General features: G+C 31.5%; 40 protein-coding genes. All 40 read right to left on the reverse strand.

From position 1 onward, the window contains the following. On the reverse strand, positions 1-177 hold a 177-nt coding region (locus tag PWP28_RS11055), incomplete at its 3' end, for an ATP-binding cassette domain-containing protein (protein ID WP_308644744.1). Positions 178-349: 172 nt separating this feature from the next. Next, positions 350-1,084 (reverse strand): alpha/beta fold hydrolase, encoded by a 735-nt coding sequence (locus PWP28_RS11060; RefSeq protein WP_109605211.1) that lies wholly within the window; start codon positions 1,082-1,084, stop codon positions 350-352. Positions 1,085-1,128: 44 nt separating this feature from the next. Beyond that, positions 1,129-2,385 carry a transcription termination factor Rho gene (gene rho, locus PWP28_RS11065; RefSeq protein WP_109605214.1) on the reverse strand — a complete coding sequence of 419 codons (1,257 nt, stop codon included), beginning with the start codon at positions 2,383-2,385 and terminating at the stop codon, positions 1,129-1,131. Positions 2,386-2,576: 191 nt separating this feature from the next. After that, positions 2,577-2,966 carry a 50S ribosomal protein L17 gene (gene rplQ, locus PWP28_RS11070; RefSeq protein ID WP_109605210.1) on the reverse strand — a complete coding sequence of 130 codons (390 nt, stop codon included), beginning with the start codon at positions 2,964-2,966 and terminating at the stop codon, positions 2,577-2,579. Next, positions 2,966-4,018 (reverse strand): DNA-directed RNA polymerase subunit alpha, encoded by a 1,053-nt coding sequence (locus PWP28_RS11075; RefSeq protein WP_109605209.1) that lies wholly within the window; start codon positions 4,016-4,018, stop codon positions 2,966-2,968. The genes rplQ and PWP28_RS11075 overlap by 1 nt, the downstream gene beginning before the upstream one ends. A 100-nt stretch (positions 4,019-4,118) precedes the next feature. Next, complete coding sequence (rpsD, locus tag PWP28_RS11080; RefSeq protein WP_109605208.1) at positions 4,119-4,748, reverse strand: 30S ribosomal protein S4; 630 nt, start codon at positions 4,746-4,748, stop codon at positions 4,119-4,121. 25 nt (positions 4,749-4,773) lie between these two features. Continuing rightward, the gene (gene rpsK / locus PWP28_RS11085) at positions 4,774-5,157 is read right to left on the reverse strand and encodes a 30S ribosomal protein S11 (protein WP_109605207.1); all 384 of its coding nucleotides are present in this window, start codon (positions 5,155-5,157) and stop codon (positions 4,774-4,776) included. Between the two features lie 19 nt (positions 5,158-5,176). After that, positions 5,177-5,542, reverse strand: a complete 366-nt coding sequence (gene rpsM, locus PWP28_RS11090; protein WP_109605206.1) for a 30S ribosomal protein S13 — start codon at positions 5,540-5,542, stop codon at positions 5,177-5,179. 14 nt (positions 5,543-5,556) lie between these two features. Next, complete coding sequence (rpmJ, locus tag PWP28_RS11095; RefSeq protein ID WP_109605205.1) at positions 5,557-5,673, reverse strand: 50S ribosomal protein L36; 117 nt, start codon at positions 5,671-5,673, stop codon at positions 5,557-5,559. 12 nt (positions 5,674-5,685) lie between these two features. Continuing rightward, the gene (gene infA / locus PWP28_RS11100; protein WP_109605204.1) at positions 5,686-5,937 is read right to left on the reverse strand and encodes a translation initiation factor IF-1; all 252 of its coding nucleotides are present in this window, start codon (positions 5,935-5,937) and stop codon (positions 5,686-5,688) included. A gap of 18 nt (positions 5,938-5,955) precedes the next feature. After that, positions 5,956-6,723, reverse strand: coding sequence for a type I methionyl aminopeptidase (gene map, locus PWP28_RS11105; protein ID WP_109605203.1), 768 nt, complete (start codon positions 6,721-6,723; stop codon positions 5,956-5,958). Further along, positions 6,701-7,363, reverse strand: coding sequence for an adenylate kinase (locus tag PWP28_RS11110; protein ID WP_109605202.1), 663 nt, complete (start codon positions 7,361-7,363; stop codon positions 6,701-6,703). The genes map and PWP28_RS11110 overlap by 23 nt, the downstream gene beginning before the upstream one ends. A gap of 6 nt (positions 7,364-7,369) precedes the next feature. Continuing rightward, positions 7,370-8,647 (reverse strand): preprotein translocase subunit SecY, encoded by a 1,278-nt coding sequence (gene secY / locus PWP28_RS11115; protein WP_109605201.1) that lies wholly within the window; start codon positions 8,645-8,647, stop codon positions 7,370-7,372. A 2-nt stretch (positions 8,648-8,649) separates the two neighbouring features. Continuing rightward, on the reverse strand, positions 8,650-9,102 hold the full coding sequence (rplO, locus tag PWP28_RS11120) for a 50S ribosomal protein L15 (protein WP_109605200.1): 453 nt from the start codon (positions 9,100-9,102) through the stop codon (positions 8,650-8,652). A gap of 17 nt (positions 9,103-9,119) precedes the next feature. Continuing rightward, positions 9,120-9,302, reverse strand: a complete 183-nt coding sequence (rpmD, locus tag PWP28_RS11125) for a 50S ribosomal protein L30 (RefSeq protein WP_109605199.1) — start codon at positions 9,300-9,302, stop codon at positions 9,120-9,122. Positions 9,303-9,305: 3 nt separating this feature from the next. Beyond that, positions 9,306-9,836 carry a 30S ribosomal protein S5 gene (gene rpsE / locus PWP28_RS11130; RefSeq protein ID WP_109605198.1) on the reverse strand — a complete coding sequence of 177 codons (531 nt, stop codon included), beginning with the start codon at positions 9,834-9,836 and terminating at the stop codon, positions 9,306-9,308. Between the two features lie 17 nt (positions 9,837-9,853). Beyond that, positions 9,854-10,222, reverse strand: coding sequence for a 50S ribosomal protein L18 (rplR, locus tag PWP28_RS11135; RefSeq protein WP_109605197.1), 369 nt, complete (start codon positions 10,220-10,222; stop codon positions 9,854-9,856). Between the two features lie 23 nt (positions 10,223-10,245). Further along, entirely contained in the window at positions 10,246-10,800 is a 555-nt protein-coding gene (gene rplF / locus PWP28_RS11140) for a 50S ribosomal protein L6 (RefSeq protein WP_109605196.1), read from the reverse strand. A 15-nt stretch (positions 10,801-10,815) separates the two neighbouring features. After that, positions 10,816-11,220, reverse strand: a complete 405-nt coding sequence (gene rpsH / locus PWP28_RS11145; RefSeq protein ID WP_109605195.1) for a 30S ribosomal protein S8 — start codon at positions 11,218-11,220, stop codon at positions 10,816-10,818. Positions 11,221-11,234: 14 nt separating this feature from the next. Beyond that, complete coding sequence (locus PWP28_RS11150) at positions 11,235-11,420, reverse strand: type Z 30S ribosomal protein S14 (RefSeq protein WP_264149856.1); 186 nt, start codon at positions 11,418-11,420, stop codon at positions 11,235-11,237. Between the two features lie 17 nt (positions 11,421-11,437). Continuing rightward, the gene (rplE, locus tag PWP28_RS11155) at positions 11,438-11,989 is read right to left on the reverse strand and encodes a 50S ribosomal protein L5 (protein WP_264149855.1); all 552 of its coding nucleotides are present in this window, start codon (positions 11,987-11,989) and stop codon (positions 11,438-11,440) included. Between the two features lie 24 nt (positions 11,990-12,013). Next, the gene (rplX, locus tag PWP28_RS11160; RefSeq protein WP_109605192.1) at positions 12,014-12,325 is read right to left on the reverse strand and encodes a 50S ribosomal protein L24; all 312 of its coding nucleotides are present in this window, start codon (positions 12,323-12,325) and stop codon (positions 12,014-12,016) included. 13 nt (positions 12,326-12,338) lie between these two features. Continuing rightward, positions 12,339-12,707 (reverse strand): 50S ribosomal protein L14, encoded by a 369-nt coding sequence (gene rplN / locus PWP28_RS11165; protein ID WP_109605191.1) that lies wholly within the window; start codon positions 12,705-12,707, stop codon positions 12,339-12,341. Further along, entirely contained in the window at positions 12,707-13,009 is a 303-nt protein-coding gene (gene rpsQ / locus PWP28_RS11170) for a 30S ribosomal protein S17 (protein ID WP_109605190.1), read from the reverse strand. Before rpsQ ends, rplN begins: the two co-directional genes overlap by 1 nt. Before the next feature lie 6 nt (positions 13,010-13,015). Beyond that, positions 13,016-13,216 (reverse strand): 50S ribosomal protein L29, encoded by a 201-nt coding sequence (gene rpmC, locus PWP28_RS11175; protein ID WP_109605189.1) that lies wholly within the window; start codon positions 13,214-13,216, stop codon positions 13,016-13,018. Continuing rightward, a complete protein-coding gene (gene rplP / locus PWP28_RS11180; RefSeq protein WP_109605188.1) occupies positions 13,216-13,644 on the reverse strand; it encodes a 50S ribosomal protein L16 in 429 nt (142 codons plus the stop codon). Before rplP ends, rpmC begins: the two co-directional genes overlap by 1 nt. Before the next feature lie 21 nt (positions 13,645-13,665). Continuing rightward, positions 13,666-14,298, reverse strand: a complete 633-nt coding sequence (gene rpsC, locus PWP28_RS11185) for a 30S ribosomal protein S3 (RefSeq protein ID WP_109605187.1) — start codon at positions 14,296-14,298, stop codon at positions 13,666-13,668. A 17-nt stretch (positions 14,299-14,315) separates the two neighbouring features. Continuing rightward, positions 14,316-14,753 carry a 50S ribosomal protein L22 gene (rplV, locus tag PWP28_RS11190; RefSeq protein WP_109605186.1) on the reverse strand — a complete coding sequence of 146 codons (438 nt, stop codon included), beginning with the start codon at positions 14,751-14,753 and terminating at the stop codon, positions 14,316-14,318. Between the two features lie 14 nt (positions 14,754-14,767). Continuing rightward, the gene (gene rpsS / locus PWP28_RS11195) at positions 14,768-15,052 is read right to left on the reverse strand and encodes a 30S ribosomal protein S19 (protein WP_109605185.1); all 285 of its coding nucleotides are present in this window, start codon (positions 15,050-15,052) and stop codon (positions 14,768-14,770) included. Positions 15,053-15,070: 18 nt separating this feature from the next. Beyond that, positions 15,071-15,898: a 50S ribosomal protein L2 gene (gene rplB / locus PWP28_RS11200; protein ID WP_109605184.1), complete on the reverse strand. Its 828-nt coding sequence runs from the start codon at positions 15,896-15,898 to the stop codon at positions 15,071-15,073. A 15-nt stretch (positions 15,899-15,913) separates the two neighbouring features. Further along, positions 15,914-16,216, reverse strand: a complete 303-nt coding sequence (locus PWP28_RS11205; RefSeq protein ID WP_371682086.1) for a 50S ribosomal protein L23 — start codon at positions 16,214-16,216, stop codon at positions 15,914-15,916. After that, the gene (rplD, locus tag PWP28_RS11210) at positions 16,213-16,875 is read right to left on the reverse strand and encodes a 50S ribosomal protein L4 (RefSeq protein ID WP_264149854.1); all 663 of its coding nucleotides are present in this window, start codon (positions 16,873-16,875) and stop codon (positions 16,213-16,215) included. Before rplD ends, PWP28_RS11205 begins: the two co-directional genes overlap by 4 nt. 37 nt (positions 16,876-16,912) lie before the next feature. Continuing rightward, positions 16,913-17,542, reverse strand: a complete 630-nt coding sequence (gene rplC / locus PWP28_RS11215) for a 50S ribosomal protein L3 (protein ID WP_109605182.1) — start codon at positions 17,540-17,542, stop codon at positions 16,913-16,915. A 33-nt stretch (positions 17,543-17,575) separates the two neighbouring features. Continuing rightward, on the reverse strand, positions 17,576-17,884 hold the full coding sequence (gene rpsJ, locus PWP28_RS11220) for a 30S ribosomal protein S10 (RefSeq protein WP_109605181.1): 309 nt from the start codon (positions 17,882-17,884) through the stop codon (positions 17,576-17,578). A gap of 106 nt (positions 17,885-17,990) precedes the next feature. Continuing rightward, positions 17,991-19,190, reverse strand: a complete 1,200-nt coding sequence (tuf, locus tag PWP28_RS11225) for an elongation factor Tu (protein WP_308644759.1) — start codon at positions 19,188-19,190, stop codon at positions 17,991-17,993. A gap of 85 nt (positions 19,191-19,275) precedes the next feature. After that, positions 19,276-21,363: an elongation factor G gene (fusA, locus tag PWP28_RS11230; RefSeq protein WP_109605179.1), complete on the reverse strand. Its 2,088-nt coding sequence runs from the start codon at positions 21,361-21,363 to the stop codon at positions 19,276-19,278. Positions 21,364-21,381: 18 nt separating this feature from the next. Then, entirely contained in the window at positions 21,382-21,849 is a 468-nt protein-coding gene (gene rpsG, locus PWP28_RS11235) for a 30S ribosomal protein S7 (protein ID WP_109605178.1), read from the reverse strand. A 17-nt stretch (positions 21,850-21,866) separates the two neighbouring features. Continuing rightward, the gene (rpsL, locus tag PWP28_RS11240; RefSeq protein WP_109605177.1) at positions 21,867-22,241 is read right to left on the reverse strand and encodes a 30S ribosomal protein S12; all 375 of its coding nucleotides are present in this window, start codon (positions 22,239-22,241) and stop codon (positions 21,867-21,869) included. Between the two features lie 153 nt (positions 22,242-22,394). After that, positions 22,395-24,362: an ATP-dependent helicase gene (locus tag PWP28_RS11245; RefSeq protein ID WP_109605176.1), complete on the reverse strand. Its 1,968-nt coding sequence runs from the start codon at positions 24,360-24,362 to the stop codon at positions 22,395-22,397. A gap of 12 nt (positions 24,363-24,374) precedes the next feature. Continuing rightward, positions 24,375-24,993: sigma-70 family RNA polymerase sigma factor (locus PWP28_RS11250; protein WP_308644760.1), on the reverse strand; the 619-nt coding region annotated here is incomplete at its 5' end.

Raw genomic sequence — 24,993 nt, forward strand, 5'->3', positions numbered from 1 at the left:
CTTTATTTCTCCTTGACTCGGTTTTAATGTCCCTGTTAGCATTCTCATCGTTGTTGTTTTTCCAGCTCCATTTGGTCCTAGAAATCCGTATATTTCTCCGCTTTTTACTTTTATGTTTATTTCATTTACTGCTACATATTCTCCAAATTTCTTCGTCAGTTTTTCAGCGCTTATCATCTTTTTTCACCTCATCCATTACATATATAGTTAGTTAGTTAAGTAATTAAGTATAGTTATATTATATATTATTTTATTTATAAATTCAATACACTTTTTTATTTTAATTATAATTTAACTTTATTTTATAAAAAGGCATTAAATATATATATATATTTAATGCCTTTTTATCTTATAACATTTCTAATATTTTTTTATAAAACTCATCTTGATTGTATTCACATTCGAAAAGTTCATGTTTTCCTTTTTTCATAGGTATTATTTCAATATTTTCATTTTTTATAAGATCATAAGATTTTTTGTTTATTATATAATCTTCTGTTCCATATATCAATCTTGTTTGAATTTTTATTTGATCTATTTCTTCTAAAGCTTTTTGAGCTTCTACAAAAAAATTTTTTATAAATCTTATAGTCACTTTATCATGGACTAAAGGATCATTTAAATATTTTTTTATTGCTTCTTTATTTGTAGATAAAAGTTCGGGTGATATTCCATTTTTTACAGTCATTTTTGGAAATATACTTAAAATTTTTATTAAGTTTTCTTTTTGTTTTACATCTCCAAGTGCTGGAGAAGATAAAATTAATTTTAAAGGTTTTTTTTCTGTATACTCTGTAAATCTTGTAGATATACATCCTCCTAATGAATGTCCAAATAATATGTATTCATTTGGAACATAATCTTCTATAAATTTATAAAGTTCATAGAAATCTGGTATATCTCCTCTTTTTCCTTTAGAATTTCCATGACCTGGTAAATCAAATGTATAAACATCGTAACCTTTTTCATTTACAAGACTTATAAGTTTTGCATATCTTCCCGAATGTTCTCCAAGACCATGAATAATAACAAAATTACCAATTTTATCAATTTTTGAGTTCATTTTTCTCGTATATAGTTCCATTTATATCCCCCCTAATATATAACCTTATTATATATTATATTACATTATCCATAAAATTTTTTATCATTTATAGCTTCAAAGATTTTTTTATTACTTTCATATTCTTTTAACCTTTTTATTATAAATTCTATGGAATCTTTATTTCCTATATCAGATATTAATTTTCTCAATATGAAAATATTACTCATTTCTTCTTCATTGAGTAATAGTTCTTCTTTTCTCGTACCAGATTGTTTAATATTTATAGCAGGGAAAATTCTTTCATTAGCAATATCTCTTGATAATATAAGTTCCATATTACCTGTTCCTTTAAATTCTTCAAATATTACTTCATCCATTTTAGATCCTGTATCTACAAGTGCTGTTGCAATTATTGTTAAACTTCCACCTTCTCTTATTTTTCTTGCTGCACCAAAAAATTTTTTTGGGAAAGTTAAAGCTGCTGGATCTACTCCACCGCTTAGAAGTTTTCCACTTGAAGGAACATATAAATTATACGCTCTTGCAAATCTTGTTAAGCTATCCATTAATATTACTACATCATGTCCAAATTCAACTTGTCTTTTAACAAGATTTAAAGTCATTTCTGAAACTTTAATTTGATTTTTTGGATCCATATCGAATGGTGCTGCTATTATATTAGCATTTACAGTATCTTTTATATCGGTAACTTCTTCTGGCCTTTCATCTATAAGTAAAACATATCTTTTTGTTTCGGGGTGATTTTTTGCTATTGAATTCGCTATATCTTTTAAAAGTGTAGTTTTTCCTGCCTTTGGTGGGGAAACTATTAATCCTCTTTGTCCGAAGCCTATAGGAGAGAACATATCAACTATTCTTGAACTTAAAGGTCCTTTTTCATATTCTAAAGTCATTTTTTTTGTGGGATATTCAGGTGTTAGATTTTCAAATGATACTCTATCTTTTGCTTTTTCAGGTTCTTGATAATTTATCGCTTCTATTCTCAATAAAGCAAAGAATTTTTCTCCCTCTTTTGGAGGTCTTACTTGACCCGCAACAACATCTCCTGTAAATAAGTTGAATCTTCTTATTTGAGATTGAGATACATAAACATCATCAGGTCCTTGTAATAATGAATTATCAACATTTCTTAAAAATCCATACCCATCAGGTAAAACTTCAAGTACTCCTTCATAGAAAAAATATCCTATTGATTCAGTTTGTTTTCTAAGAATAGAAAACATTAATTCATTTTTAGTCATTTTTGAATAATTATTAATCTGTAATTTTCTAGCAAAATCATATAAATCTTTTCTATTCATTTCATTTAATTTTGCCATATCAAATTCTACAGCTCTTATATTATCCTTCGTAGAATTTTTATTATTTTCATTCAAGTATCTGCACCTCCAGATGTTTATGAAAAATTTTTATTTATGTTATCAAATATTATTTTCTAATTTATTTATCATTTATATTTTACCACTTTTTCATTCAATAAAAAAAAGGGGCTCAAAGCCCCTTTAATTTCTTATTTTTCTTCAACTGGTAATAATTGAAGAATTGACATTTCAGAAGCGTCTCCTCTTCTTTGTCCTATCTTTAATACTCTTGTATATCCACCGTTTCTATCCATATACTTTGGAGCAATTTCATTTACTATTTTTGCTGTTAATTTTCTATCATTGAAATTTTTATTTATTTCTCTACTTAAAGCCATTTTTTGTTCTTTTGTTTCAGCGGAGTTCGCTTTTTTTGCCTTAGTTAAGATTTTTTCTACAGCTGATCTCGCAACCTTAGCTTTTGTTGTTGTTGTTATTATACTTCCTGATTCAAATACACTTCTTGCTAAATTTTTGATCAAAGCCTTTCTATGTGAAGCATATCTATTGAGTTTTTTTGTCTTTACTCTATGTCTCATTAGTTAGAGCTCCTCCTTTCTTCCTCATATAACTTTTCATAGTCGATTTGGAACTTATCTTCTAATTCTTTTTTTATTTCATCAAGTGATTTTCTGCCAAAATTTTTGATTTTCATCAATTCTTCTGGTGTTTTTTTGAATAGTTCTCCAACAGTATTTATTCTTTCACGTTTTAAACAATTTTTAGCTCTTTTTGTTAAATCAAGATTATCTATTGGAGTTTCTATTATTTCTGAAGAAAGACCAAACATATTTTGTTCTGAGTCATCTTTATCAGACTCATCAGCAGCTCCACCCATATCCTGGACAGGTTCAAGCGCTTCAACAATTGATGTGTCTTTCCAAAGTTTTGCTATGAATATAAAATGTTCCATTAATATTGCTGTAGCTTCTTTTAAAGCTTCTTCTGGAGTTATATTTTTCTTTGTCCAAATATCTAATATTAATTTATCATAGTCTGTTCTCTTTCCTACACGAATATTTTCAGTTAAAAAGTTAACTTTAGTTACTGGACTAAATACTCCATCTATAAATATATATTCTACATCTGTTGGATGGTCTAATTCTGAAGATGGTATAAATCCCTTTCCGACTTCTGCAAATAACTCTATTTCTATTGTCTTTTCAGAATTGAAATGAGCTATTGTAAATTCTGGATTGGCTATTTCTATACCTGCTGGTGTTTGTATATCTCCAGCTTTAATTTCTCCAGGTCCTTTTTTAGTTATAGTTAAAGGAATAGTATCTGTAATCTTAGATAGATTTTTTAAGTCATCTATTTTTATTTGAACTTTTTTTAGATTTAAAGTAACTTCGAGTAAGTCTTCTTTTATGCCTTCAGCAACATCAAACTCGTGTAATTGCCCTGGAATTCTCATTCCAGTTATAGCCAAAGAGGGTACAGATGATAATAAAACTCTTCTTAAAGCATTACCTATAGTTATCGCATATCCCTTTTCTAATGGATATAATTCATATCTTGCATAATTATAGTTCAGCTCTTCTTTTTGTTCTATTAATTCAAATTTCTCAGGTTTTATTAATATGTCCATATTTTATATTCGATTCATTTTTCTACTGAATCGAAATACACCTCCTTTCCTGACTTTTGGAGCGAGGTGATCCTCAAATAAATTGAAAGCACCGTCATAATTACTTAGAATAAAGCTCGATAATATCCTGTAGATTTACAGGTACATCCATATCTTCAAGACTTGGAAGTCTTGTAAATGTTCCTTTAAATTGATCTTTATTTACATCTAACCAAACTGGTGATTTATTAAGCTTTTCAGCTAATTCCATACCTTCTTTTACCTGTTGTATTGTTCTACTTCCTTCTTTTATTTCAACAATATCTCCAGCTCTTAATCTGTATGAAGGTATATCTACCCTTTTACCATTTATTAAAAAATGACCATGTCTAATCATTTGTCTTGCTGTTCTTCTATTTACAGCAAATCCCATTTGGAAAACAACTGTATCTAATCTTGATTCTAAAATTTGCATTAAAGCTTCATCTGTTTTTCCAGCTTTTCTATCTGCTTCTTCAAAGTATTTTCTAAATTGTTTCTCTAATACTCCATAGATTCTTTTTAATGCCTGTTTAGATCTTAACTGTATTCCGTACTGTGTCATTTTTTTGTTATTTTTTCCATGTTGTCCTGGAGCATAGTTTCTTTTTGCAATAGCTGTTTTTTCTGTATAACTTCTTTCGCCTTTTAAGTATAAATTGAAACCTTCACGTCTTGATAATTTATCAAGAGGCCCTCTATATCTTGCCATTAAACAATACCTCCTTCAAGTCTAATTAAAATCTTTTCTTCTTTGGTCTACAACCATTATGTGGTATAGGAGTTACATCTCTTATTCCTTCTACTGTAAGACCAGCTGCTTGTAAAGATCTTATAGCTGATTCTCTTCCTGATCCTGGTCCTTTTACTGTAACATCAACTCTTTTAACTCCTAATTTCATTGCTTCTTTTGCAACTTTATCTGCTGCAAGCTGTGATGCATATGGAGTTCCTTTTTTTGTTCCTTTAAATCCAGCATTTCCACCACTTGACCATAAAATTGAATTTCCGCTTAAATCTGTTAATGTTATAATTGTATTATTAAATGTTGAATTTATATGAACTACGCCTTTATCGACTGTTAGTTTTTTTCTTTTTTGCTTTGCTCCTTTTTTAGCCATTAAGTTCTAACCTCCCTTTTTATCTTTTTCTTATCTTTGTTAATCTTGATCCTTTTCTTGTCCTTGCATTTGCATGTGTTTTTTGTCCTCTTACAGGTAGTTTTCCTTTATGTCTTTTACCTCTATAAGAACCTATTTCTATTAATCTTTTTATATTTTTATTTACTTCTTGTCTCAAATCACCTTCAACTTTATAATTTTCATTTATGAAATGAGATAATTTTGATATTTCATCATCTGTTAAATCTTTTGTTTTCTTTTCTGCATCTATACCTGTTGCTTGTAATATATCCATAGCTGTTTTATCTCCAATGCCATAAATATATGTTAATGCAATAAAAAGTTTTTTGTTATTTGGTATTTCAACACCAAGAATACGTGCCATTAACTAATACCTCCTTATCCTTGTCTTTGATTATGTTTTGGATTTTTTGAACATACTACCCAAACTCTTCCTTTTCTTCTTACTACTTTACAATTTTCGCATCTCTTTCTAACAGACGCTCTTACTTTCATACTGATTCCTCCTTAGTTCTCTTCGTTCAGATCAGTTCTCTTAATTTTTTCTCTTCTTACTATTCTTCCTCTATTTAAATCGTATATTGATACTTCTACTGTTACATTATCTCCAGGTAGTAATCTTATGAAATTTTTTCTCATTCTTCCAGATATATGCGATAAAACTTCATGTCCATTTTCTAATTCAACTCTGAAGTTTGCGTTTGGAAGAGCTTCTAAAATTTTTCCCTGCATAGTAATTACATCTTTTTTCTTAGCCAATATTATCCCCCCTTCTTCTTATAGGGAATTGTATTCCAGGCTTGTCAACACTTCTGGACCATTTTCAGTTACAGCAACTGTATACTCAAAATGAGCTGCTTTACTCCCATCTCTGGTTATCGTTGTCCAACCATCATCCAATATCTTAACTTGCCAGTCACCCATAGCAACCATTGGTTCAATTGCTAATGTCATATTTTTTCTTATTTTAGGACCTTTACCTATTTTCCCATAATTTGGAACTTGAGGATCTTCATGGAGTTTTCTACCAACACCATGTCCAACAAAGTCTCTTATAACAGAAAAACCTTGTCCCTCAATATATTCTTGAACGGCATGTCCTATATCACCTATTCTATTTCCTATTATCGCTTGTTTTGCTCCTATTAACAATGATTCTTTTGTAGCTTCAACAAGCTTTCTTTCTTCTTCATTTACTTCTCCTACTATGTAAGTTCTTGCACTATCAGCAACATATCCGTCGAGTGTTATCCCACAATCTACAGATACAAGATCTCCATATTTAAAAATTTTTTCTTTTAATGGAAATCCATGAACTACTTCTTCATTAACAGATATATTTGTGGCATAAGGATATTCAGCATATCCCTTGAATGTAGGTATTCCGCCAACTTCATCTACATATTTTAAAACATAAAGTTCTATTTCTTCTGCTGAAGTACCTTCTTTTACTATTTTCGGCAAAAGTTCATCAAGAAGACGGGCAAGCCTTTGTCCAGCCCGTCTCATTTTTTCTATTTCTTTATCTGTTTTTATTATTATCATCACTAACTCCCCTTAGTATATTAAACAACTCTTTTGTAACGTCTTCGATGTCTTGAGAGCCGTCTACTGTAAAAATTTTGTTATTTTTCTTATAATATTCAATTAAAGGAGAAGTGCTTTTTAGATAAACTTGGAATCTATCTCTAACAACCGTTTCCTTGTCGTCATCTCTTTGTATTAATTTTGTTCCATCATCATCACAAATTCCTGATACCTCTGGTTTTAAAGTTATAGTGTTATAAACTCGACCACATTTAGGACATACTCTTCTACTGGTTATTCTTTCAACTATTTCTTCTTCTTCAACATCTATAAAAACAATTCCGTCAAGTTCTTTATCTATACTTTTTAATACTTCATCTAAAAATTCTGCCTGAGGTATAGTTCTTGGATAACCATCCAAAATAAATTTGTCTATTTTTTTTACTTTTTCTTCAACGAGTTCATTTACGATTTCATCTGATACAAGATTTCCCTTTTCAAGGATTTCTTTTACCTTTTTCCCAAGTTCTGTCTCATCTTTTACAGCTTCTCTCAACAGATCACCTGTAGAAATATGCGGTATATCAAATTCTTTGGATACTCTTTTTGCTTGAGTGCCTTTTCCTGCACCAGGTGGTCCGAAAAATATGAGTTTCATTTAAGTTCATCTCCTCCCACGGAGCTTTCCCTTTTTCATAAATCCTTCATACTGTCTTGCAATCATATGTTGTTCCATTTGTTGTACTATGTCTAATGCAACACCAACCGCAATAAGTGTAGAAGTTCCACCTATCCAAATTTCAACTCCTGCAGTACTTCTTATTAAATATGGCAATAATGAAATAACTACAAGAAATAGAGCTCCTATAAATGTAACTCTGTTCATTACATTTCTTATATATTTCGTGGTTGGTTTTCCTGGTCTTATTCCAGGAATAAATCCACCATAATTTTTTATATTATTTGCTACATCGTTTGGATCCATAACTACTGAACTATAGAAATATGTAAAGAAAAATACAAGTACTCCGAATAATGTTAAGTACAATGGAGAACCCATTCCAAATAACCTATCGTCTACAGTATTTTTTGTAAATCTTGAAATCATGTCTGGTAATGTCATAATAGCTGATGCAAATATTACAGGAATAACTCCCCCGCCATTAACCTTTACCGGAATGTATGTTGATGATCCACCATAGATTTTATTACCTACTACTCTTTTTGCATATTGTACATTTATTCTTCTTTCAGATGTTTGTACTGCAACTACTGTTATTACTATTGTTACAGCTATAACTAAGAGTAAAATCCATTCTATAGGTGTTAATCCAACCAATGCTTGTGCAGCATATGCTGGATATCTTGATACAATACCTGCAAAAATTAACAGTGAAATACCATTTCCAATACCTTTTTCAGTCATCATTTCTCCAAGCCATAATAAGAACATTGTTCCAGCAACTATGGAAATTGTAGCCAATACTACAAATAAAAAGCCATTCAATGCTTGTGCTCTATAGTTAACAGCGGCTAATGAAAGCATTAATCCTTGTAATAAAGCTAAAACCATGGTTAACTGTCTTGTATAAGAAGCAAATTTCTTTCTTCCTGATTCTCCTTCTTTCAGCATTTCTTTTAAACTTGGAATTACAGAAGATAATAACTGCAATATAATGGAAGCATTTATATATGGAGTAACTGTTAATACAAATATAGAGAAGTTTTTTAAAGCTCCTCCAGAAAATACATCAAAAAAGTTTACAAATCCCCCTGCTGCGCCATTTTGTGTTGTGCTTAATGCTGCTTGCCAAGCATCAACATTTATTCCAGGTATAGGTATGAATGACCCAACTCTGAAAGCTATTAAAGCCAAAAGCGTAAAAATGACGCGATCCCGGAGTTCCGGGATCTTAAATATATTCCTGAATGCATTAGCCATTATCAGATCACCTCTGCCTTACCGCCAGCCGCTTCAATTTTACTAACTGCGGACTTAGAAAAAGCGTTTGCTTTAACGACAAAGGTTTTTGTTAAGTCTCCCTCTCCGAGTACCTTAACTCCGTCATTTACTTTGTGTATTATTCCTTTTTCTAAAAGTTTTTCTACAGTTATTTCTTCATTATTTTCAAATCTTTCTTCTAATGTTTTTAAATTAACTATTGAATATATTGTTTTAAATGGTGCATTTGTGAATCCGAATTTAGGTGATCTTCTGTAAAGTGGGGTCTGTCCGCCTTCAAAGCCTATTCTTACTGAGTATCCGCTTCTTGATTTAGCACCTTTATGACCTTTACCAGCTGTTTTACCAAGACCGGTACCTTTACCTCTACCTAATCTTTTGCTTTTAAATCTTGAACCTTGTGTGGGTTTAAGATTTTCTATTTTTAGCGCCATAACTCTTACCCCCTCACTTACGCTATTTCCTCGGTAACTACGAGGTGTTGAACTTTATTTATCATTCCACGTATTTGTGGATTATCTGGTTTTACCACTTCTCTATCTTTTTTTGTGAGACCTAATGCATCTAACGTTGCTAATTGTCTCTTATTTTTTCCTGCTCTTCCTCTTACTAATTTTATTTTTATTTCTGCCATCTCTTATCCCTCCCTGTGAGCGCCTTGGAATACTTGTTTCACAGAGATATCTCTGAGTTGTGCAACTTTTTCAGGTGATTTTAATCCTTTTAGTCCATTCATTGTTGCCTGTGCAAGGTTTAAAATAGTTGTAGAACCTAATGATTTAGTAAGAATATTTTGTACTCCTGCTAATTCAACAACTGCACGAACTGGTGCTGATGCTATTATACCTGTACCTGGTCCTGCAGGCATTAATAATATTTTTGAAGAATCCTGTCTTCCTTTTATATCATATGGAATTGTACCGTTTGATACAGGTACTTCAATCATATTTTTCTTAGCATTTTCTATTGATTTCTTTATTGCTTGTGGAACTTCTCTAGCGTTACCAAGTCCTACTCCAACTTTTCCTTTTTTATTACCAACTACAGAAACAGCTCTGAAAGATATTGTTTTTCCTCCAGTTGTAACTTTGGTAACTCTTCTTATTTCTATTATTTTTTCTTCAAATTCTTGAGCCACTTCAGTTGCCTTAAAGTTCTTCTTAGCCATTACTTTATTGCACCTCCCTAAAACTTGAGCCCAGATTCACGGGCTGCATCTGCAAGGGCTTTTACTCTTCCGTGATATTTATAACCGGCTCTGTCGAACGCTACATTTTTTATTCCTTTTTCTGTTGCTCTTTGAGCAATCAATTTACCTACTTCTTTTGCAGCTTCAACATTCCAAGTCTTTTCAAGTTTTCCTTTTAATGCCTTGTCCATTGTTGAAGCAGCTGCTAAGGTTTCACCTTTTGTATCATCTATGATTTGAACATATAAATGTTTTTCACTTCTGTTTACGACCATTCTTGGTTTTTCAGTTGTTCCACTTAATTTTCTTCTAATTCTTAAGTGTCTTTTTCTTCTAAGAGCCTTTTTATCAGCTTTCTTTATCATTAATGATCAGCCCTCCTTATACATTAAACTTTTTTACCTTCTTTTTTGATTATTACTTCATCAATATACTTTACACCTTTTCCGGAATAAGCATTTGGTTTTCTCATTTTTCTTATAATTGCAGCAACTTCTCCAACCATATATTTATCTGAACCTTTTATTATGATTTTATTAGGTGCTGGTACATCTATTTCTATTCCTTCTGGTGCATCGTATTCTATTGGATGTGAATAACCAAGGTTTAAAACTAATTGTTTTCCCTGCTTTGCTGCTCTATATCCAATTCCAACTATTTCTAATTCTTTTGAAAATCCTTCTGTTACTCCCGTTATCATATTTCTTATTAATGCTGTATATGTTCCTCTTAATGCTGTTAGTCTTTTTTTATCTGAAGCTCTTTTTAATGTTTCTTCTTTTAGACCAACCATTAATTCATTTTCGTTTATATCTATAGTAACTTCCGATCTAAATTCTAAATTTAATTCGCCTTTTTTACCTTTAACAGTAACTTTGTTTGCTTCTACGTTTATTTCAACGCCTTGTGGTATCACTGTAGGTTTATCTGCGATTCTTGACATTAGCAATGCACCTCCTTACCAAACATAACATACTACTTCTCCACCAACATTTAGTTCTCTTGCTTCTTTGTCGGTGAGAACACCCTTGGAAGTGGAAATTATGGCAATACCCATTCCACCTTTAACCTTAGGAATTTCTTCTGATTTAACGTATACTCTTCTTCCAGCTTTAGACACTCTTATTATACCATCTATTACTTTTTCTTTATTTCTTCTATCACCTTTATATTTTAAGCTTACTTTTAGAACACCCTGTTTTCCATCTTCTATGAACTTATAATCGTTTATGTACCCTTCTTTTTTTAATATATCAAGAATAGATTTTTTTAAGTTTGAAGCAGGAATTTCTACACTTTCTTTTAATACAGAGTTAGCGTTTCTTATTCTTGTAAGCAAATCTGCTACGGGATCACTCCACATTAACGTTTCCCTCCTTACCAGCTAGCCTTTTTTACTCCAGGAAGTTTTCCTTCTGAAGCCATTTTTCTGAAACATATTCTACATAATTCAAATTCTCTTATAACACTTCTTGGTCTACCGCATACCTTACATCTTGAATATTCTCTTGTTTTATATTTTTGTTCTTTTTTCCATTTTTCCACCATTGCTTTTTTAGCCATTTAATTTATCCCTCCAATCAATCTCTTTTGAATGGGAAACCTAGGTTTGCTAAAAGTTCTTTTGATTCCTCATCTGTATGTGCTGATGTAACTATAGTTATATCCATACCTTGAACTCTATTCACATTGTCAGGTCTCATTTCAGGAAAAATTAATTGTTCATTCAATCCAAATGTATAATTTCCTCTTCCATCAAAAGAATTGTTAGATAGTCCTCTAAAATCTCTTAATTTTGGTAATACTATATTTATTAATTTATAGAGAAAATTATACATATTTTTTCCTCTTAAAGTAACCTTGGCACCTATAGGCATTCCTTCTCTTAATTTGAAGTTCGCAACACTTTTCTTAGCTTTTATTATAATTGCTTTCTGTCCAGCAATTTCTGTTAATTCTTGAGCATGTTTATCTACAACACCTTTATTTCTTGAACCTTCGCCTATTCCCATATTTACGACGATTTTTTCTATTTTTGGCACTTGATTAATATTCTTATAATTAAATTCTTTTTGAAGAGCAGGTACAACTTTTTCAGCGTATCTCTCTTTAAGTGGAATGTAATCAGCCATTTTTATTATTCCTCCTCATTACACTTAATCAATGATTTCGTTACATTTTTTACAGTAACGAACCTTTTTTCCGTCTTCTAGTACTTTATAACCAACTCTAGTTGGATTTCCGCAGCTAGAACATACCAACATTACTTTTGAGGAATGTAATGGAGATGGTTGCTCGATTATTCCGCCTTCTTTCATTTGTTGAGTTGGTCTTTGATGCTTCTTTACAATATTTATATTATCAATAACTACTTTATGTGACTTAGGAATAGCTCTTAAAACTTTTCCCTTTTTCCCTTTATCTTTTCCTGAAATTACAATTACTGTATCATCTTTTTTTATTTTCATTCTATTCACCACCTTACCAAACTTCTTTTGCCAGTGATGCTATCTTTGTAAACCCTTTATCTCTTATTTCCCTAGCAACAGGTCCAAAAACTCTTGTTCCCAATGGCAAATTATTTTTATCTATCAAGACAGCTGCATTATCATCAAATCTTATGTAAGAACCATCTTTTCTTCCAACTTCTTTACTTGTTCTAACTATTACAGCTTTAACAATCTGACCCTTTTTTATATCTGTATGAGGAACAGCTTCTTGAACCGCACAAACAACTATTTCTCCTAATGTTCCAGTTGATTTATGAAAACCACCTAACACTCTTATTACCTTTAACGATTTAGCTCCTGAGTTATCAGCCGATCTTAACTTTGATTCTACTTGAACCATTAGTTTTCACCCCCAAGAATTTCCTCCACAGTTTCGGGTGTTTCTTCCTCAGACGCAAAAATATCTTTTTTTACCACTCTGATCAAGTTGAATTTTACAGTTTTTGATATTGGTCTGCATTCTTCTATTTCAACTATATCTCCAATTGATGCTTCATTAGCTTCATCATGAGCATGGTATTTTTTTGATCTCTTTATTGTTTTTTTGTAAACTGGATGTTTTACAAGGTCGTCTACTTTAACAACTATGGTTTTATCCATTTTATCACTAACGACTTTTCCAATTATTTTTCTTTTTGGCATTCCTTCTTACCTCCTTATGCCCAGTTCCCTTTCTCTAAGTATGGTCTTTATTCTAGCTATATCTTTTTTTACCTGTTTTATAGTAGCTGTATTTTTTAACTGACCCATTTCTAACTGAAATCTGAGCTCAAATAATTTCTTTTTTGTTTCTTCAAATTTTAGAGTTAATTCCTGATCTGTAAGGTTTTTAAATTCTGATGCCTTCATTATTTTTCACCCCCTATTTGATATCTAGGAACTATCTTGGTTCTCACTGGGAGCTTTGTAGCAGCATAGTGTAAGGCTTTTTTAGCTAGGGCTTCATCAACACCACCTATTTCAAAAAGTACCTTCCCTGGTTTTACCACTGCTACCCAACCTTCTACGTCACCTTTACCTTTACCCTGTCTTGTACCAATACCTTTTGAAGTTATTGATTTATCAGGGAAAACCTTTATCCAGATCTTACCACTTCTTTTTAATGTTCTAACCATAGCAAGTCTACATGCTTCAATTTGTTGAGCTGTTATCCATGAACCTTCGAGGGCTTTTAAACCCCAATCTCCAAAGTGAACAGTTGCTCCACCTTTGGTCATACCTTTTAATCTACCGCCTCTTTGAACTTTTCTATATTTAACTCTTTTAGGCATTAACATTGTTTATTTACCTCCTTTGGCTCAAAGCTGTACGTCACCTTTGTAAATCCATACTTTGATTCCGATAGTTCCGTACTTTGTTTCTGATTTTACTGATGCATAATCTATATCGGATCTCAATGTTTGTAAAGGTAATCTACCTTCCATGTACCATTCTGTTCTTGCAATGTCAGCTCCGCCAAGTCTTCCTGATACCATTACCTTTATTCCTTTTGCGCCTCTTCTCATTGCATTTCCAATTGTTCTTTTTAAAGCAACTTTATGTGAAACTCTTCTTTGTAATTGTCCTGAAATATCTTCTCCAACTAATTGTGCATTTGTATAAGGAGATTTTACTTCATGAACATAAACTTTAACTGCTCTATTATTTATCATATTTTTTAATATATCTCTTAAAGCTTTTATTTCTGAACCTTTTTTTCCTATTATCATACCAACTCTTGAAGCATGTATATCTACTTTCACTAAAGAATCGCTTGGTCTTTCTATTATAACATCAGCAACTCCAGCTCTTTCATATACTTTAGCAATATGATCTCTAATTAATTTATCTTCATGAAGGTATTCTTCGTAATTTTTTTCATTAAACCATACAGACTTCCAAGGTTTTGAAACTCCAACTCTAAAACCATATGGATGTACTTTTGAACCCACGAAATTCACCTCTCTTTTTATTCAGCTGTTCTATCCTTTACAGCAACTGTTATATGACACATTCTTTTTTGCAATATGTCAGCTCTTCCTCTTGCTCTTGCCCATAGTCTTTTCATTCTTGGACCTTCATTAATCATTACTTCTGATACATATAAATTTTCTGCTTTTAAACCAAAATTATTTTCAGCATTAGCTACAGCTGACATCAATACTTTATATGTCAATCTTGCAGCTTTTTTAGGGCTGAACATAAGTATTTGCAATGCTTCTGATACACTTTTTCCTCTAATACCATTTGCCACTGATCTTCCTTTACTTGGTGACATTCTTAAGTATTTAGCGGTAGCTCTTGCTTCAACTCTTGGTTTAGAAGCTTCTTCTTCTTTTCTTAATTTATGATAAACGGATCTTTTTAATCTTTTACCGTCTTTAACTCTTGAATAATTAGAAGCCATCTAAAACACCCTCCTTATTTCATCTTTCCTTTTGCAGCTTTCTTATCAACATGTCCACCAAATCTTCTTGTTGCAGCGAACTCTCCTAATCTATGTCCTATCATCTGTTCTGATATATATACTGGTATATGTTTCATACCATTATGAACAGCTATTGTATGTCCTACCATTTCTGGTATTATCATTGATGCTCTTGACCATGTTTTTATTACTTTTTTTTCGCCTTTTTCATTCATTATTCTTATCTTTTTTATAAGGCTTTCATGTACATATGGTCCTTTTTTTAATGATCTACTCACTTCGCTTGCACCCCCTTATTACTTTCCTTTTCTTCTTCTTACAATGAATTTATCACTTTTTCTTGCGCCTCTTCTTGTTTTATAACCTTTTGCTGGTGTACCCCATGGTGATTGTGGTAAATGACCTTTACTTGCTCCTTCTCCACCACCCATTGGATGATCTACAGGGTTCATAACCATACCTCTTACTTTTGGTCTCCAACCTTTCCATCTCTTTCTACCAGCTTTACCATCTACTTCATTAGAATGTTCTTCATTTCCAACCATTCCTATAGTAGCTATACATGTAATTCTAACTCTTCTCAATTCTCCAGAAGGCATCTTTAATAAAGCATATTTTCCCTCTTTAGCCATCAACTGAGCATAAGTTCCAGCTGATTTTGCTATTTTTCCGCCTCTTCCTGGTTCAAATTCGATATTATGAACTAATGTACCTAATGGTATATTTTCTAATGGCATAGCATTTCCTGCTTTTATTTCTGCATTTGCACCATTCATTATTTGATCTCCAACTTTTATTCCTTTTGGAGCTAATATATATCTTTTTTCACCATCAGCATATACTAATAAAGCTATTCTTGCTGTTCTATTTGGATCATATTCTATCGAAACTACCTTTGCAGGTATATCAAATTTATTTCTTTTAAAATCTATGATTCTATACTTTCTTTTATGTCCACCACCACGATGTCTCATGGTTATTCTTCCATAACTGTTTCTACCTGTGCCTCTTTTTAAAGGTGCTATTAAAGATTTTTCTGGTTTATTTGTTGTTACTTCAGAGAAATCAGTTATTACCATAAATCTTCTTGATGGTGTAGTTGGTTTAAATTTTTTAAGACCCATTCTTCTCACCTCTCATTACAAATTGCCCTGAAGTTCTTTTATAACATAACCTTCAGATAGCTTAACTATTGCTTTTTTCCAACCGCTTCTGTAACCTTCACTTTTACCAAGTCTCTTTGGTTTAGCTTTAACATTCATAACAGTTACTTTTTCAACTTTGACATTGAATAATATTTCAATAGCTTCTTTTATTTCAGGTTTTGTTGAATCAGGTGCAACTTTAAATGTATACTTACCTTCTTGCATCATTGTATATGTTTTTTCTGTGAGGACTGGTTTGATTATTATGTCATATGCTTTTGTTTTTTCCATCATCAAAGCACCTCCTCAATTTTAGCTATCATATCTTTTGTCATTACAACTTTTTCATTGTTTATTAAATCGAAAATGTTCAAACCATCTATATTTACTTTTCCTTGATTTGGATTATCTGCAATTATAACTTTAACTTTAGGTATGTTTCTTCCAGCTAATTTAACATTTTCGTTATTTTCATTTTTGAATGGTAAAACAAATAATACTTTATTTGTTTCTAAGTTTAAATTCTTCAATACAACTTTCATTTCTTTTGTTCTTGGAGCTTCAAATTTTATATCATCTAATATGATTAAATTTCCTTCTGAAACTCTCACACTTAAAGCTGATCTCAAAGCTAATCTTTTCATTTTTTTGTTTAAAGATTTTTTGAAATCTCTTGGTCTTGGTCCAAAAATAACTCCACCTTTTCTGAACAATGGTGATCTAATAGAACCTGTTCTTGCTCTACCTGTATGTTTTTGTGCCCAAGGCTTTCTTCCTCCACCTCTAACTTCAGCTCTTGTTTTTGTAGATGCGTTTCCTGATCTTTTATTTGTGAGCTGCATATCGAGGTATCTATACATAACATCGTGATTTGGTTCTATAGCGAAAATACTATCTTTTAATTCTAATTCGCCAACTTTTTGGCCTTTGATATCAAGTATTTCTACCTGTGCCATACAAATCTAACCTCCTTATAACGTTTTCGGGCGTTTATTATTTCTTAACTTTTATTGTATTCCTTACAATAACGAATCCGCCCTTCGATCCTGGGACTCCACCTTTGACTGCTATTAGATTATTTTCTGGGTCTATGTGCACAACTTCTGAATTCAATACTGTATTCTTCTTATTTCCATACTGTCCTGCCATTTTTTTGCCTTTAAACACTTTAGCTGGATAAGATGCATTACCAGTTGAACCTAATGCTCTATGAAATTTTGAACCGTGAGATACTTCTCCACCAGAGAAATTCCATCTTTTCATATGTCCAGAGTAACCTTTACCTTTTGATGTTCCTATTAAATCAATTTTTTGACCTTCTTCAAATATAGAAACATTTAATTCTTGTCCGATTTCATATTCATCTACATTTTCCATTCTGAATTCTTTTAAGAATCTCATATCTTTTACTCCGGCCTTTTTGAAATGACCATTCAATGGTTTCGTGTTTTTTCTCTCAGGAATTTCTTCAAAACCTATCTGTATTGCATTATAACCATCTACTTCAACTGTTTTTTTCTGAACTACATAGCAAGGTCCAGCTTTTATAACAGTTACCGGGATGGCCTTTCCATCTTTGTAAACTCTTGTCATACCTACTTTTTTTCCTAATAAACCTTTCATTATTTACACCTCCAGAGCCCGATATATTAAATTTTAAGCTTTTATATCTACTGCAACTCCTGCTGGTATGTTAACCTTTAATAAATTGGTTACTGTTTCAGGTGATGCATCATAGATATAAATAACTCTTTTATGTACTTTCTTTTCAAATTGTTCCATTGAATAAGAATATTTATGTGGTGATCTGATCACTGAATAAACACTTCTTTCAACGGGTAAAGGTATAGGTCCAGATACTTTTGCATCAGCTTCTTTTACAGCTTCTATAATCTTCTTAGCTGATTCATCCAATAATCTGTGATCATAAGCCTTTAACCTTATTTTTATGAATTTTTTACCCATGTGAGCTATTTCGCCTCCTTCATTTCGAATAATAAGGGGAGCTTAGTGCCCCCCTGTAATTTTTTCCTTAAATATTTTATCTTTTTTTTATTTCAAAATTGTTTTATTACTCTATTATTTCTGTAACAGCACCAGCACCAACTGTTCTTCCGCCTTCTCTTATAGCAAATCTCATACCTGCTTCAAGAGCTACTGGGAAGATTAATTCTATTGTCATTGTGATGTTGTCACCAGGCATTACCATTTCTGCTCCGCCATCAAATTCTTCTAATGTTCCTGTAACATCAGCGGTTCTGATATAGAACTGTGGTCTGTATCCTTTTGTGAATGGTGTATGTCTTCCGCCTTCTTCTTTCTTCAATACATAAACCTGTGCTTTAAATTTTTTGTGTGGAGTAACTGAACCTGGTTTTGCCAATACTTGTCCTCTTTTAACATCGTCTTTTCCTATACCTCTTAAAAGACATCCAACATTATCTCCAGCTGTACCTTCGTCTAATTCTTTTCTGAACATTTCAACACCTGTACATACTGTTTTATGAGTTTCTGCTGAATTTCCAACTATTTCAATTTCATCTGATGGATGAATTGTTCCTCTTTCAACTCTACCAGTAACAACTGTTCCTCTACCAGTAATTGTGAATATATCTTCAACAGGCATCAAGAATGGTTGATCTGCAGCTCTTTCTGGTTCTGGGAAATAATTATCAACTTCATCCATTAATTCATAGATATGTTGCATCCATTCACCATCAGCTGAATCTTCTTCTAATGCTTTAAGTGCTGATCCTCTAACTACTGGAAGATCGTCTCCTGGGAATTCATAAGATGATAATAAATCTCTTACTTCCATTTCAACTAAGTCTATTAATTCTTCATCATCAACCATATCAACTTTGTTTATGAAAACTACAAGCGCAGGAACATTAACCTGTCTTGCAAGAAGAACGTGTTCTCTTGTCTGTGGCATAACACCATCTGTTGCTGCAACAACAAGTATTCCTCCGTCCATCTGTGCCGCACCAGTTATCATATTTTTAATATAGTCAGCATGGCCTGGACAGTCTATATGAGCATAATGTCTCTTTGCTGTCTGATATTCAACGTGAGTAACACTTATAGTGATACCTCTTGCTCTTTCTTCTGGAGCCTTATCGATCATGTCAAACGGAGTGAAATCAGCTCCACCTTTGAGTGACATTGCCTTTGTTATAGCTGCTGTTAATGTGGTTTTACCATGGTCAATATGTCCAATTGTTCCTATATTCATATGGACTTTGTCTCTAACAAACTTTTCTTTTGCCATTACGGGTTCCCCTCCTCGTTTTTTAAATGATTTTTATAATCATTTGCAATTATACATTATTTTTTTTTATTGTTCAAGCGTTTTATTACTCTTTATTTATTAATTTTTCAGCAACGCTGTTTGGAACTTCTGCATAGTGATCAAATTGTATAGAATTGGTAGCTCTACCTTGTGATAATGATCTCATAGCTGTTGCATAACCAAATAATTCTGATAATGGTACGAATGCATGAATTACTCTTGTATTTGAGTTACCAACATTATCAAATCCATCTATTCTACCTCTTCTTGAATTTAAGTCAGCTATTATATCTCCCATATATTCTTCTGGAGTTGTAACATCAACTTTCATGACAGGTTCAAGTAATACAGGTTTTGCTTTTTTAGTTGCTTCTTTTAAAGCCATAGATCCTGCTATTTTGAATGCCATTTCTGAAGAGTCAACTTCATGATAAGATCCATCAAATAATGTAGCTTTAACATTAACCATTGGATATCCAGCAAGAACTCCATTATTTAAAGCTTCTTTTATTCCATTTTCTACAGCCGGTATGTATTCTTTTGGTATAACTCCACCAACAACTTTGTTTTCAAATATAAATGTTTTTTCTGAATTTAAAGGTAATGGTTCTACTATTATCTTTACATGACCATATTGACCTTTACCACCTGACTGTCTTACATATTTTGTTTCTACTTCTTTTCTTTCTTTTATCGTTTCTCTATAAGCAACCTGTGGGCTACCTACTTTTACATCTACATTATATTCTCTTTTTATTCTATCTACGATTACTTCTAAATGAAGTTCTCCCATTCCTGCAAGTATAGTTTCTCCCGTTTCATGATCAACGTATGCTTTCAAGCTTGGATCTTCTTCTATTAAACCTGATAAAGCTTTTGATAATTTTTGTTCATCATTTTTTGTCTCTGGCTCAATAGAAAGGAAAATAACAGGTTCTGGAAATTCAACTTTTTCAAGAATTAATCCGGAATTTTCAGATGCTAATGTATCTCCAGTTGTTGTATCTTTTAACCCTACTATTGCAACGATATCTCCTGCTCTTACAGAATCTACTTCTTCTCTTTTATCTGAATGCATGAATACCAATCTTGATACTCTTTCTTTTTTACTTTTTGTTGTATTCATTACATATGATCCTTTATCGAGTTTTCCAGAATATACTCTTGCAAATGTAAGTTTTCCAACAAATGGATCTACCATTATTTTAAATGCTAATGCAAGGAAATCTTCATTTTTTGTAGGATATACTTCTTTTATAAATTCTCCCGTATCCTCATCAAAAGCTTTTATTGGAGGCATATCTTCTGGAGAAGGTAAATAATCTACTATTGCATCCAATACAGGTTGTACACCTTTATTCTTGAATGCACTTCCACAAAATACCGGAACTAATTGATTTGAAATTGTTCCTTTTCTTATAGCAGATTTTAATTTATCTAATGGTACTTCTTCTCCACCTATATAAAGTTCCATCAACTCTTCATCAAATTCAGCTGCTGCTGCAATTAAATCTTCTCTTTTTTCTTCGCATACAGAAACTAAATCTTCTGGTATATCTATTTTTTCAAAATTTTTTCCTTCTTCGTCTAACCATTTATATGCTGTCATTGTAACTAAATCTATTATTCCTTCGAAATCTGCTTCAGCTCCAATAGGTACTTCCATAGCTACTGGATTTGCACCAAGTTTATCTATCATTGTCTGAACAGCATTAAAAAAGTTTGCTCCAATTTTATCCATTTTATTCATGAAAGCAACTCTTGGTACTTGATATTTATCCGCTTGTCTCCAAACTGTTTCTGATTGCGGTTCTACACCAACCTGTGCATCAAATACAGCAACAGCTCCATCAAGAACTCTCAATGATCTTTCAACTTCTACTGTAAAATCAACGTGACCTGGTGTATCAATTATATTTATTCTATTATCTTTCCAAAAAGCAGTTGTAGCTGCTGATGTGATTGTTATTCCTCTTTCTTTTTCTTGTTCCATCCAATCCATTTCAGCAGTTCCATCATCTGTAGAACCTAATTTATGCTTTGTCCCAGTATAGAATAAAATTCTTTCTGTGGTTGTAGTTTTACCAGCATCTATATGTGCAATTATCCCTATATTTCTTGTTTTATCAAGGGGGTAAACTCTCTCTTTCAAAACAACTCCCTCCTATTATTACCAGCGATAGTGAGCAAACGCCTTGTTTGCTTCTGCCATTTTATGAGTATCGTCTCTTTTCTTAACTGCAATTCCTGTTTCATTGAAAGCATCCAAAAGTTCTTGTGATAATCTATCTACCATAGGTTTTCCTTGTTTGCTTCTTGCAGCTGTAACTATCCATCTTAACGCTAATGATATTGCTTTTCTTTCTGGTACTTCGAATGGAACCTGATAAGTAGCCCCACCTATTCTTCTTGATCTTACTTCTACTACAGGTCTAACATTTCCTAAAGCTTTATGGAATGCATCAACTGGTTTCTCTCCAGTTTTTTCTGCTAATCTTTCTAATGATTCATAAACTATTTTTTGAGCTTTTGATTTTTTTCCATCTACCATTATTCTATTTACAAGTTTTGAAACTAAAATATCATTATAAACTGGATCTGGAGCTATTGCTCTTTTCTCCGCTCTTCTTCTTCTCATCTATTCAACCCTCCTTATTATTTCTTAGGTCTCTTTGTTCCATATTTTGATCTGGACTGATTTCTTCCTTCTACTCCAGAAGCATCGAGTGTTCCTCTTATTATTCTATATCTAACACCAGGTAAATCTTTTGCTCTTCCACCTCTTAATAGAACGTTTGAATGTTCTTGTAGATTATGACCCTCACCTGGGATATAAGCTGTTACTTCTATTCCGTTTGATAGTCTAACCCTTGCAATCTTTCTTAAAGCTGAGTTAGGTTTTTTTGGTGTCATTGTTGATACCCTAACACATACTCCTCTTTTTTGTGGGTTTCCCTTTAAAGCAGGAGATTTTGTTTTACTTTTTGATGTTTTTCTTCCAAAACGAATCAATTGATTAATCGTTGGCATATTTATTATTGCCCTCCTTCCTTATCTTTTTTATAAAATACCACGTTATATTTTACATTATATAATTTTACTTTTCAATTAAGTTGAGTTAACATTATATTTTAATTAGCCTAAATACGCCTGAAGCGTTTTCCACGTTTCAGGTGTTTATTTTTATAAATATCCAACTCTCATTTTATTAACTTTATCTTCTGAAATCTTTTTTATGAAATCATTTTCACTTTTTATAAATACAAAAGAATTTCTTAAATATGGGTTAGTTGAACCCGTTGTTTGTTTTAATATATATAATTCATCTTTTGCCCTCGTTATCGCAACATAAAACAATCTTTCTTCTTCATCTAAATTTTTTTCTTTTATTGCCATACCATTTGGAAAATCTCCTGGATTTGCCGAAATTATTATTACTACTTTCCATTCAAGTCCTTTTGAGCCATGAACTGTTGTTAAAGTTATTTCATCTTTTTTATCATTTTTATCTGAAGGTCTAACTTCTATATTTTCACTTAAAGTCATATCTTCAAGAAATTTTCCAGTATTTTCATATTTACTTGAAATTTCAGAAAACCTTTCTATATCCATATTTCTGGATCTTGAATTTTTATAATTTAAATTTGAATATTCTTTATAAAAATTTTCATATATTTCGTTTATTAAATTTTGAGGTTTATCATCTCTTTTTTTATATATTTTTGTAAGTAATTCGTATATATCTTTTGTTTTTTTATTTGAAAGTTTATCAAATATATCTAAAATATTTATTCCTTCTGAAAGATTAGAAATTATACTTTCATAATTTCTAACTGCCGTTTTTGTACCTATTCCAGGAAAAAGTTTCATCACTCTTATCCAAGAAATCTTATCATAAGGATTATAAAGTATTTTTAAAAAAGATAAAATATCTTTAATATGTCTTGTTTCTATAAAGCGTTTCCCTGATAATAATTTATATGGGATTAACTTCGAATCTAATTTTTGTTGTAATGACATAGATAGAGCATGTGATCTATAAAGTATAGCTATATCATTATATTCTATTCCCTCTTCTATTTTTTCATCTATTATCTTTATAACGGCTTCTGATTGTTCAAGATCATCAAAAGTTTCTATTATGGTAGGTTTTAAATAAGGTTTCCTTTTAGCATTTAAATGTTTTTTTACAGATGATGTTGGAATCATATCATTTATAAGATTTACTATTTCAGGCGTAGATCTATAATTTGTCTGAATTTTAAAAAGTTTTACATTTTTTTCATCCATAAAATCTTTTATATTTTCAAATCTTGCACCTCTAAAAGAATATATACTTTGCGAATCATCTCCAACAGCTATTAAATTTTTATGATAATCAGAAAGCGCTTCTACTATTTCAAGTTGTATTTTATTAGTATCTTGAAATTCATCTACAAGGACATATCTATATCTTTTAGATATATATTTTAAAAGTTCTTTATCAGATTTTAAAAGCATAGCTGTATTTATCAATAGATCATCATAGTCCATAGCATTTATTTCTTTTTTTAATTCTTGATATTTTATCCATATTTGTTCAATATCATTTTCATATTCTATTAAAAAAGAAGATATCTCTAATATAGATTCTCTTAAAGATTTTAATGTGTTAGAAGAATAACTTATTATTTTCAATATTACATTTTCTTTAGGTATTTTTTTTGCATAATCGCCTAATTTTTCACAGTATTCATTTCTTGCAATTTTCATTAGATCTTTTGAATCTTCACTATCAAGTATTGTAAAATTATTGTTAAAACCAATTTTGGATGCATATACTCTTAAGATATAATTACAAAAATGATGAAAAGTTCCCGCCATCATACCATTTAATTCCATATTAGTAACATTTTTTACTCTTTCTATCATTTGTTTTGCAGCAGCTCTTGTAAAAGTTAAAAGAAGTATATTTTCTGGTTTTATATCATTATAAATTAAATAAGCTATTTTATAAGTTATAACTCTTGTTTTTCCTGACCCAGGACCTGCAATAATCAATGATTTTCCATTTGATTTGATAACTGATTCATATTGTTCTTCATCTAATTCTTCTTTGAAAAATGCAGGAATTTTTGGCTGAATTTCAAAAACTCCTTCGTTTTCTAACATAAAAATCCCCCATTAAAATATTTTTTTGCCAAGCATCGCACTTAATTCTTTTAATTGAGCACTTCTACTTGGATGTCTTAATTTTCTAAGTGCTTTTACCTCTATTTGTCTAATTCTTTCTCTCGTTACATTGAAAAATTTCCCGACTTCTTCTAAAGTCTTTACTTTTCCATCTAATAATCCGTATCTCATCTTTAAAACTGTAGCTTCTTTTGGTTGTAATGTATCAAGTATCTTTTCTATTTCTTCTCTTAATATCATTTTAACTGCTGCTTCTTCTGGTTGATCAGCATTATTATCAGCCAAGAAGTCTCCTAATGAAGTATCATCATCATCAGAACCCCCTATTGGAGAATCAGCTGATATAGTTTCTCTTGCCGCTAAAAGAATTTCATCTATTTTTTCAACTGGTTTATCCATTAACTTTGCAAGTTCTTCATTAGTAGGATATTCTCCATTCTCTTGTAAATATTCTCTTATAACTTTATTCAATCTATTTATAGTTTCAACCATATGCACAGGTATTCTTATGGTTCTTGCCTGATCTGCTATTGCTCTTGTTATTGCTTGTCTTATCCACCAAGTTGCATATGTAGAAAATTTAAATCCTTTTTTCCAATCAAATTTATTT

The sequence above is a fragment of the Oceanotoga sp. genome, from assembly GCF_030445905.1.
GTDB classification, from domain to species: Bacteria; Thermotogota; Thermotogae; order Petrotogales; family Petrotogaceae; genus Oceanotoga; species Oceanotoga teriensis.

Coding starts and splice junctions, on each gene's coding strand:
- rplP (WP_109605188.1), bottom strand. CDS start 13,644: ATGTTAATGCCTAAAAGAGTTAAATATAGAAAAGTTCAAAGAGGCGGT.
- rpsG (WP_109605178.1), bottom strand. CDS start 21,849: ATGAGAAGAAGAAGAGCGGAGAAAAGAGCAATAGCTCCAGATCCAGTT.
- rpsH (WP_109605195.1), bottom strand. CDS start 11,220: ATGTGGAGTGATCCCGTAGCAGATTTGCTTACAAGAATAAGAAACGCT.
- rpmD (WP_109605199.1), bottom strand. CDS start 9,302: ATGGCAGAAATAAAAATAAAATTAGTAAGAGGAAGAGCAGGAAAAAAT.
- rpsK (WP_109605207.1), bottom strand. CDS start 5,157: ATGGCTAAAAAAGGAGCAAAGCAAAAAAGAAAAAAACTAACAGTCGAT.
- rplD (WP_264149854.1), bottom strand. CDS start 16,875: ATGGCACAGGTAGAAATACTTGATATCAAAGGCCAAAAAGTTGGCGAA.
- rplB (WP_109605184.1), bottom strand. CDS start 15,898: ATGGGTCTTAAAAAATTTAAACCAACTACACCATCAAGAAGATTTATG.
- rplN (WP_109605191.1), bottom strand. CDS start 12,707: ATGGTTCAAGTAGAATCAAAGTTAAGATCGGCTGATAACTCAGGAGCT.
- rplE (WP_264149855.1), bottom strand. CDS start 11,989: ATGGCTGATTACATTCCACTTAAAGAGAGATACGCTGAAAAAGTTGTA.
- rpsJ (WP_109605181.1), bottom strand. CDS start 17,884: ATGGGTAAAAAATTCATAAAAATAAGGTTAAAGGCTTATGATCACAGA.
- PWP28_RS11075 (WP_109605209.1), bottom strand. CDS start 4,018: ATGGACATATTAATAAAACCTGAGAAATTTGAATTAATAGAACAAAAA.
- rplO (WP_109605200.1), bottom strand. CDS start 9,102: ATGGCGCTAAAAATAGAAAATCTTAAACCCACACAAGGTTCAAGATTT.
- tuf (WP_308644759.1), bottom strand. CDS start 19,190: ATGGCAAAAGAAAAGTTTGTTAGAGACAAAGTCCATATGAATATAGGA.
- rpmC (WP_109605189.1), bottom strand. CDS start 13,216: ATGAAGGCATCAGAATTTAAAAACCTTACAGATCAGGAATTAACTCTA.
- rpmJ (WP_109605205.1), bottom strand. CDS start 5,673: ATGAAAGTAAGAGCGTCTGTTAGAAAGAGATGCGAAAATTGTAAAGTA.
- rplC (WP_109605182.1), bottom strand. CDS start 17,542: ATGAAAGGTTTATTAGGAAAAAAAGTAGGTATGACAAGAGTTTACAAA.
- rplV (WP_109605186.1), bottom strand. CDS start 14,753: ATGGCTTCTAATTATTCAAGAGTTAAAGACGGTAAAAGATTAAAAAGA.
- rpsE (WP_109605198.1), bottom strand. CDS start 9,836: ATGGCTAAGAAGAACTTTAAGGCAACTGAAGTGGCTCAAGAATTTGAA.
- PWP28_RS11110 (WP_109605202.1), bottom strand. CDS start 7,363: ATGAAACTCATATTTTTCGGACCACCTGGTGCAGGAAAAGGCACTCAA.
- rpsM (WP_109605206.1), bottom strand. CDS start 5,542: ATGGCACGTATTCTTGGTGTTGAAATACCAAATAACAAAAAACTTTTT.
- rho (WP_109605214.1), bottom strand. CDS start 2,385: ATGGCAAAATTAAATGAAATGAATAGAAAAGATTTATATGATTTTGCT.
- PWP28_RS11245 (WP_109605176.1), bottom strand. CDS start 24,362: ATGTTAGAAAACGAAGGAGTTTTTGAAATTCAGCCAAAAATTCCTGCA.
- rplQ (WP_109605210.1), bottom strand. CDS start 2,966: ATGAGACATAGAGTAAAGACAAAAAAACTCAATAGATATGCTTCACAT.
- PWP28_RS11060 (WP_109605211.1), bottom strand. CDS start 1,084: ATGGAACTATATACGAGAAAAATGAACTCAAAAATTGATAAAATTGGT.
- map (WP_109605203.1), bottom strand. CDS start 6,723: ATGATAATAATAAAAACAGATAAAGAAATAGAAAAAATGAGACGGGCT.
- rplX (WP_109605192.1), bottom strand. CDS start 12,325: ATGAAAATAAAAAAAGATGATACAGTAATTGTAATTTCAGGAAAAGAT.
- rpsQ (WP_109605190.1), bottom strand. CDS start 13,009: ATGCCAAAAAGAAAAATAATTGGAAAAGTCGTTAGTGATAAAATGGAT.
- secY (WP_109605201.1), bottom strand. CDS start 8,647: ATGGCTAATGCATTCAGGAATATATTTAAGATCCCGGAACTCCGGGAT.
- rplF (WP_109605196.1), bottom strand. CDS start 10,800: ATGTCAAGAATCGCAGATAAACCTACAGTGATACCACAAGGCGTTGAA.
- rpsD (WP_109605208.1), bottom strand. CDS start 4,748: ATGGCAAGATATAGAGGGCCTCTTGATAAATTATCAAGACGTGAAGGT.
- PWP28_RS11150 (WP_264149856.1), bottom strand. CDS start 11,420: ATGGCTAAAAAAGCAATGGTGGAAAAATGGAAAAAAGAACAAAAATAT.
- rplR (WP_109605197.1), bottom strand. CDS start 10,222: ATGATAAAGAAAGCTGATAAAAAGGCTCTTAGAAGAAAAAGACACTTA.
- rpsL (WP_109605177.1), bottom strand. CDS start 22,241: ATGCCAACGATTAATCAATTGATTCGTTTTGGAAGAAAAACATCAAAA.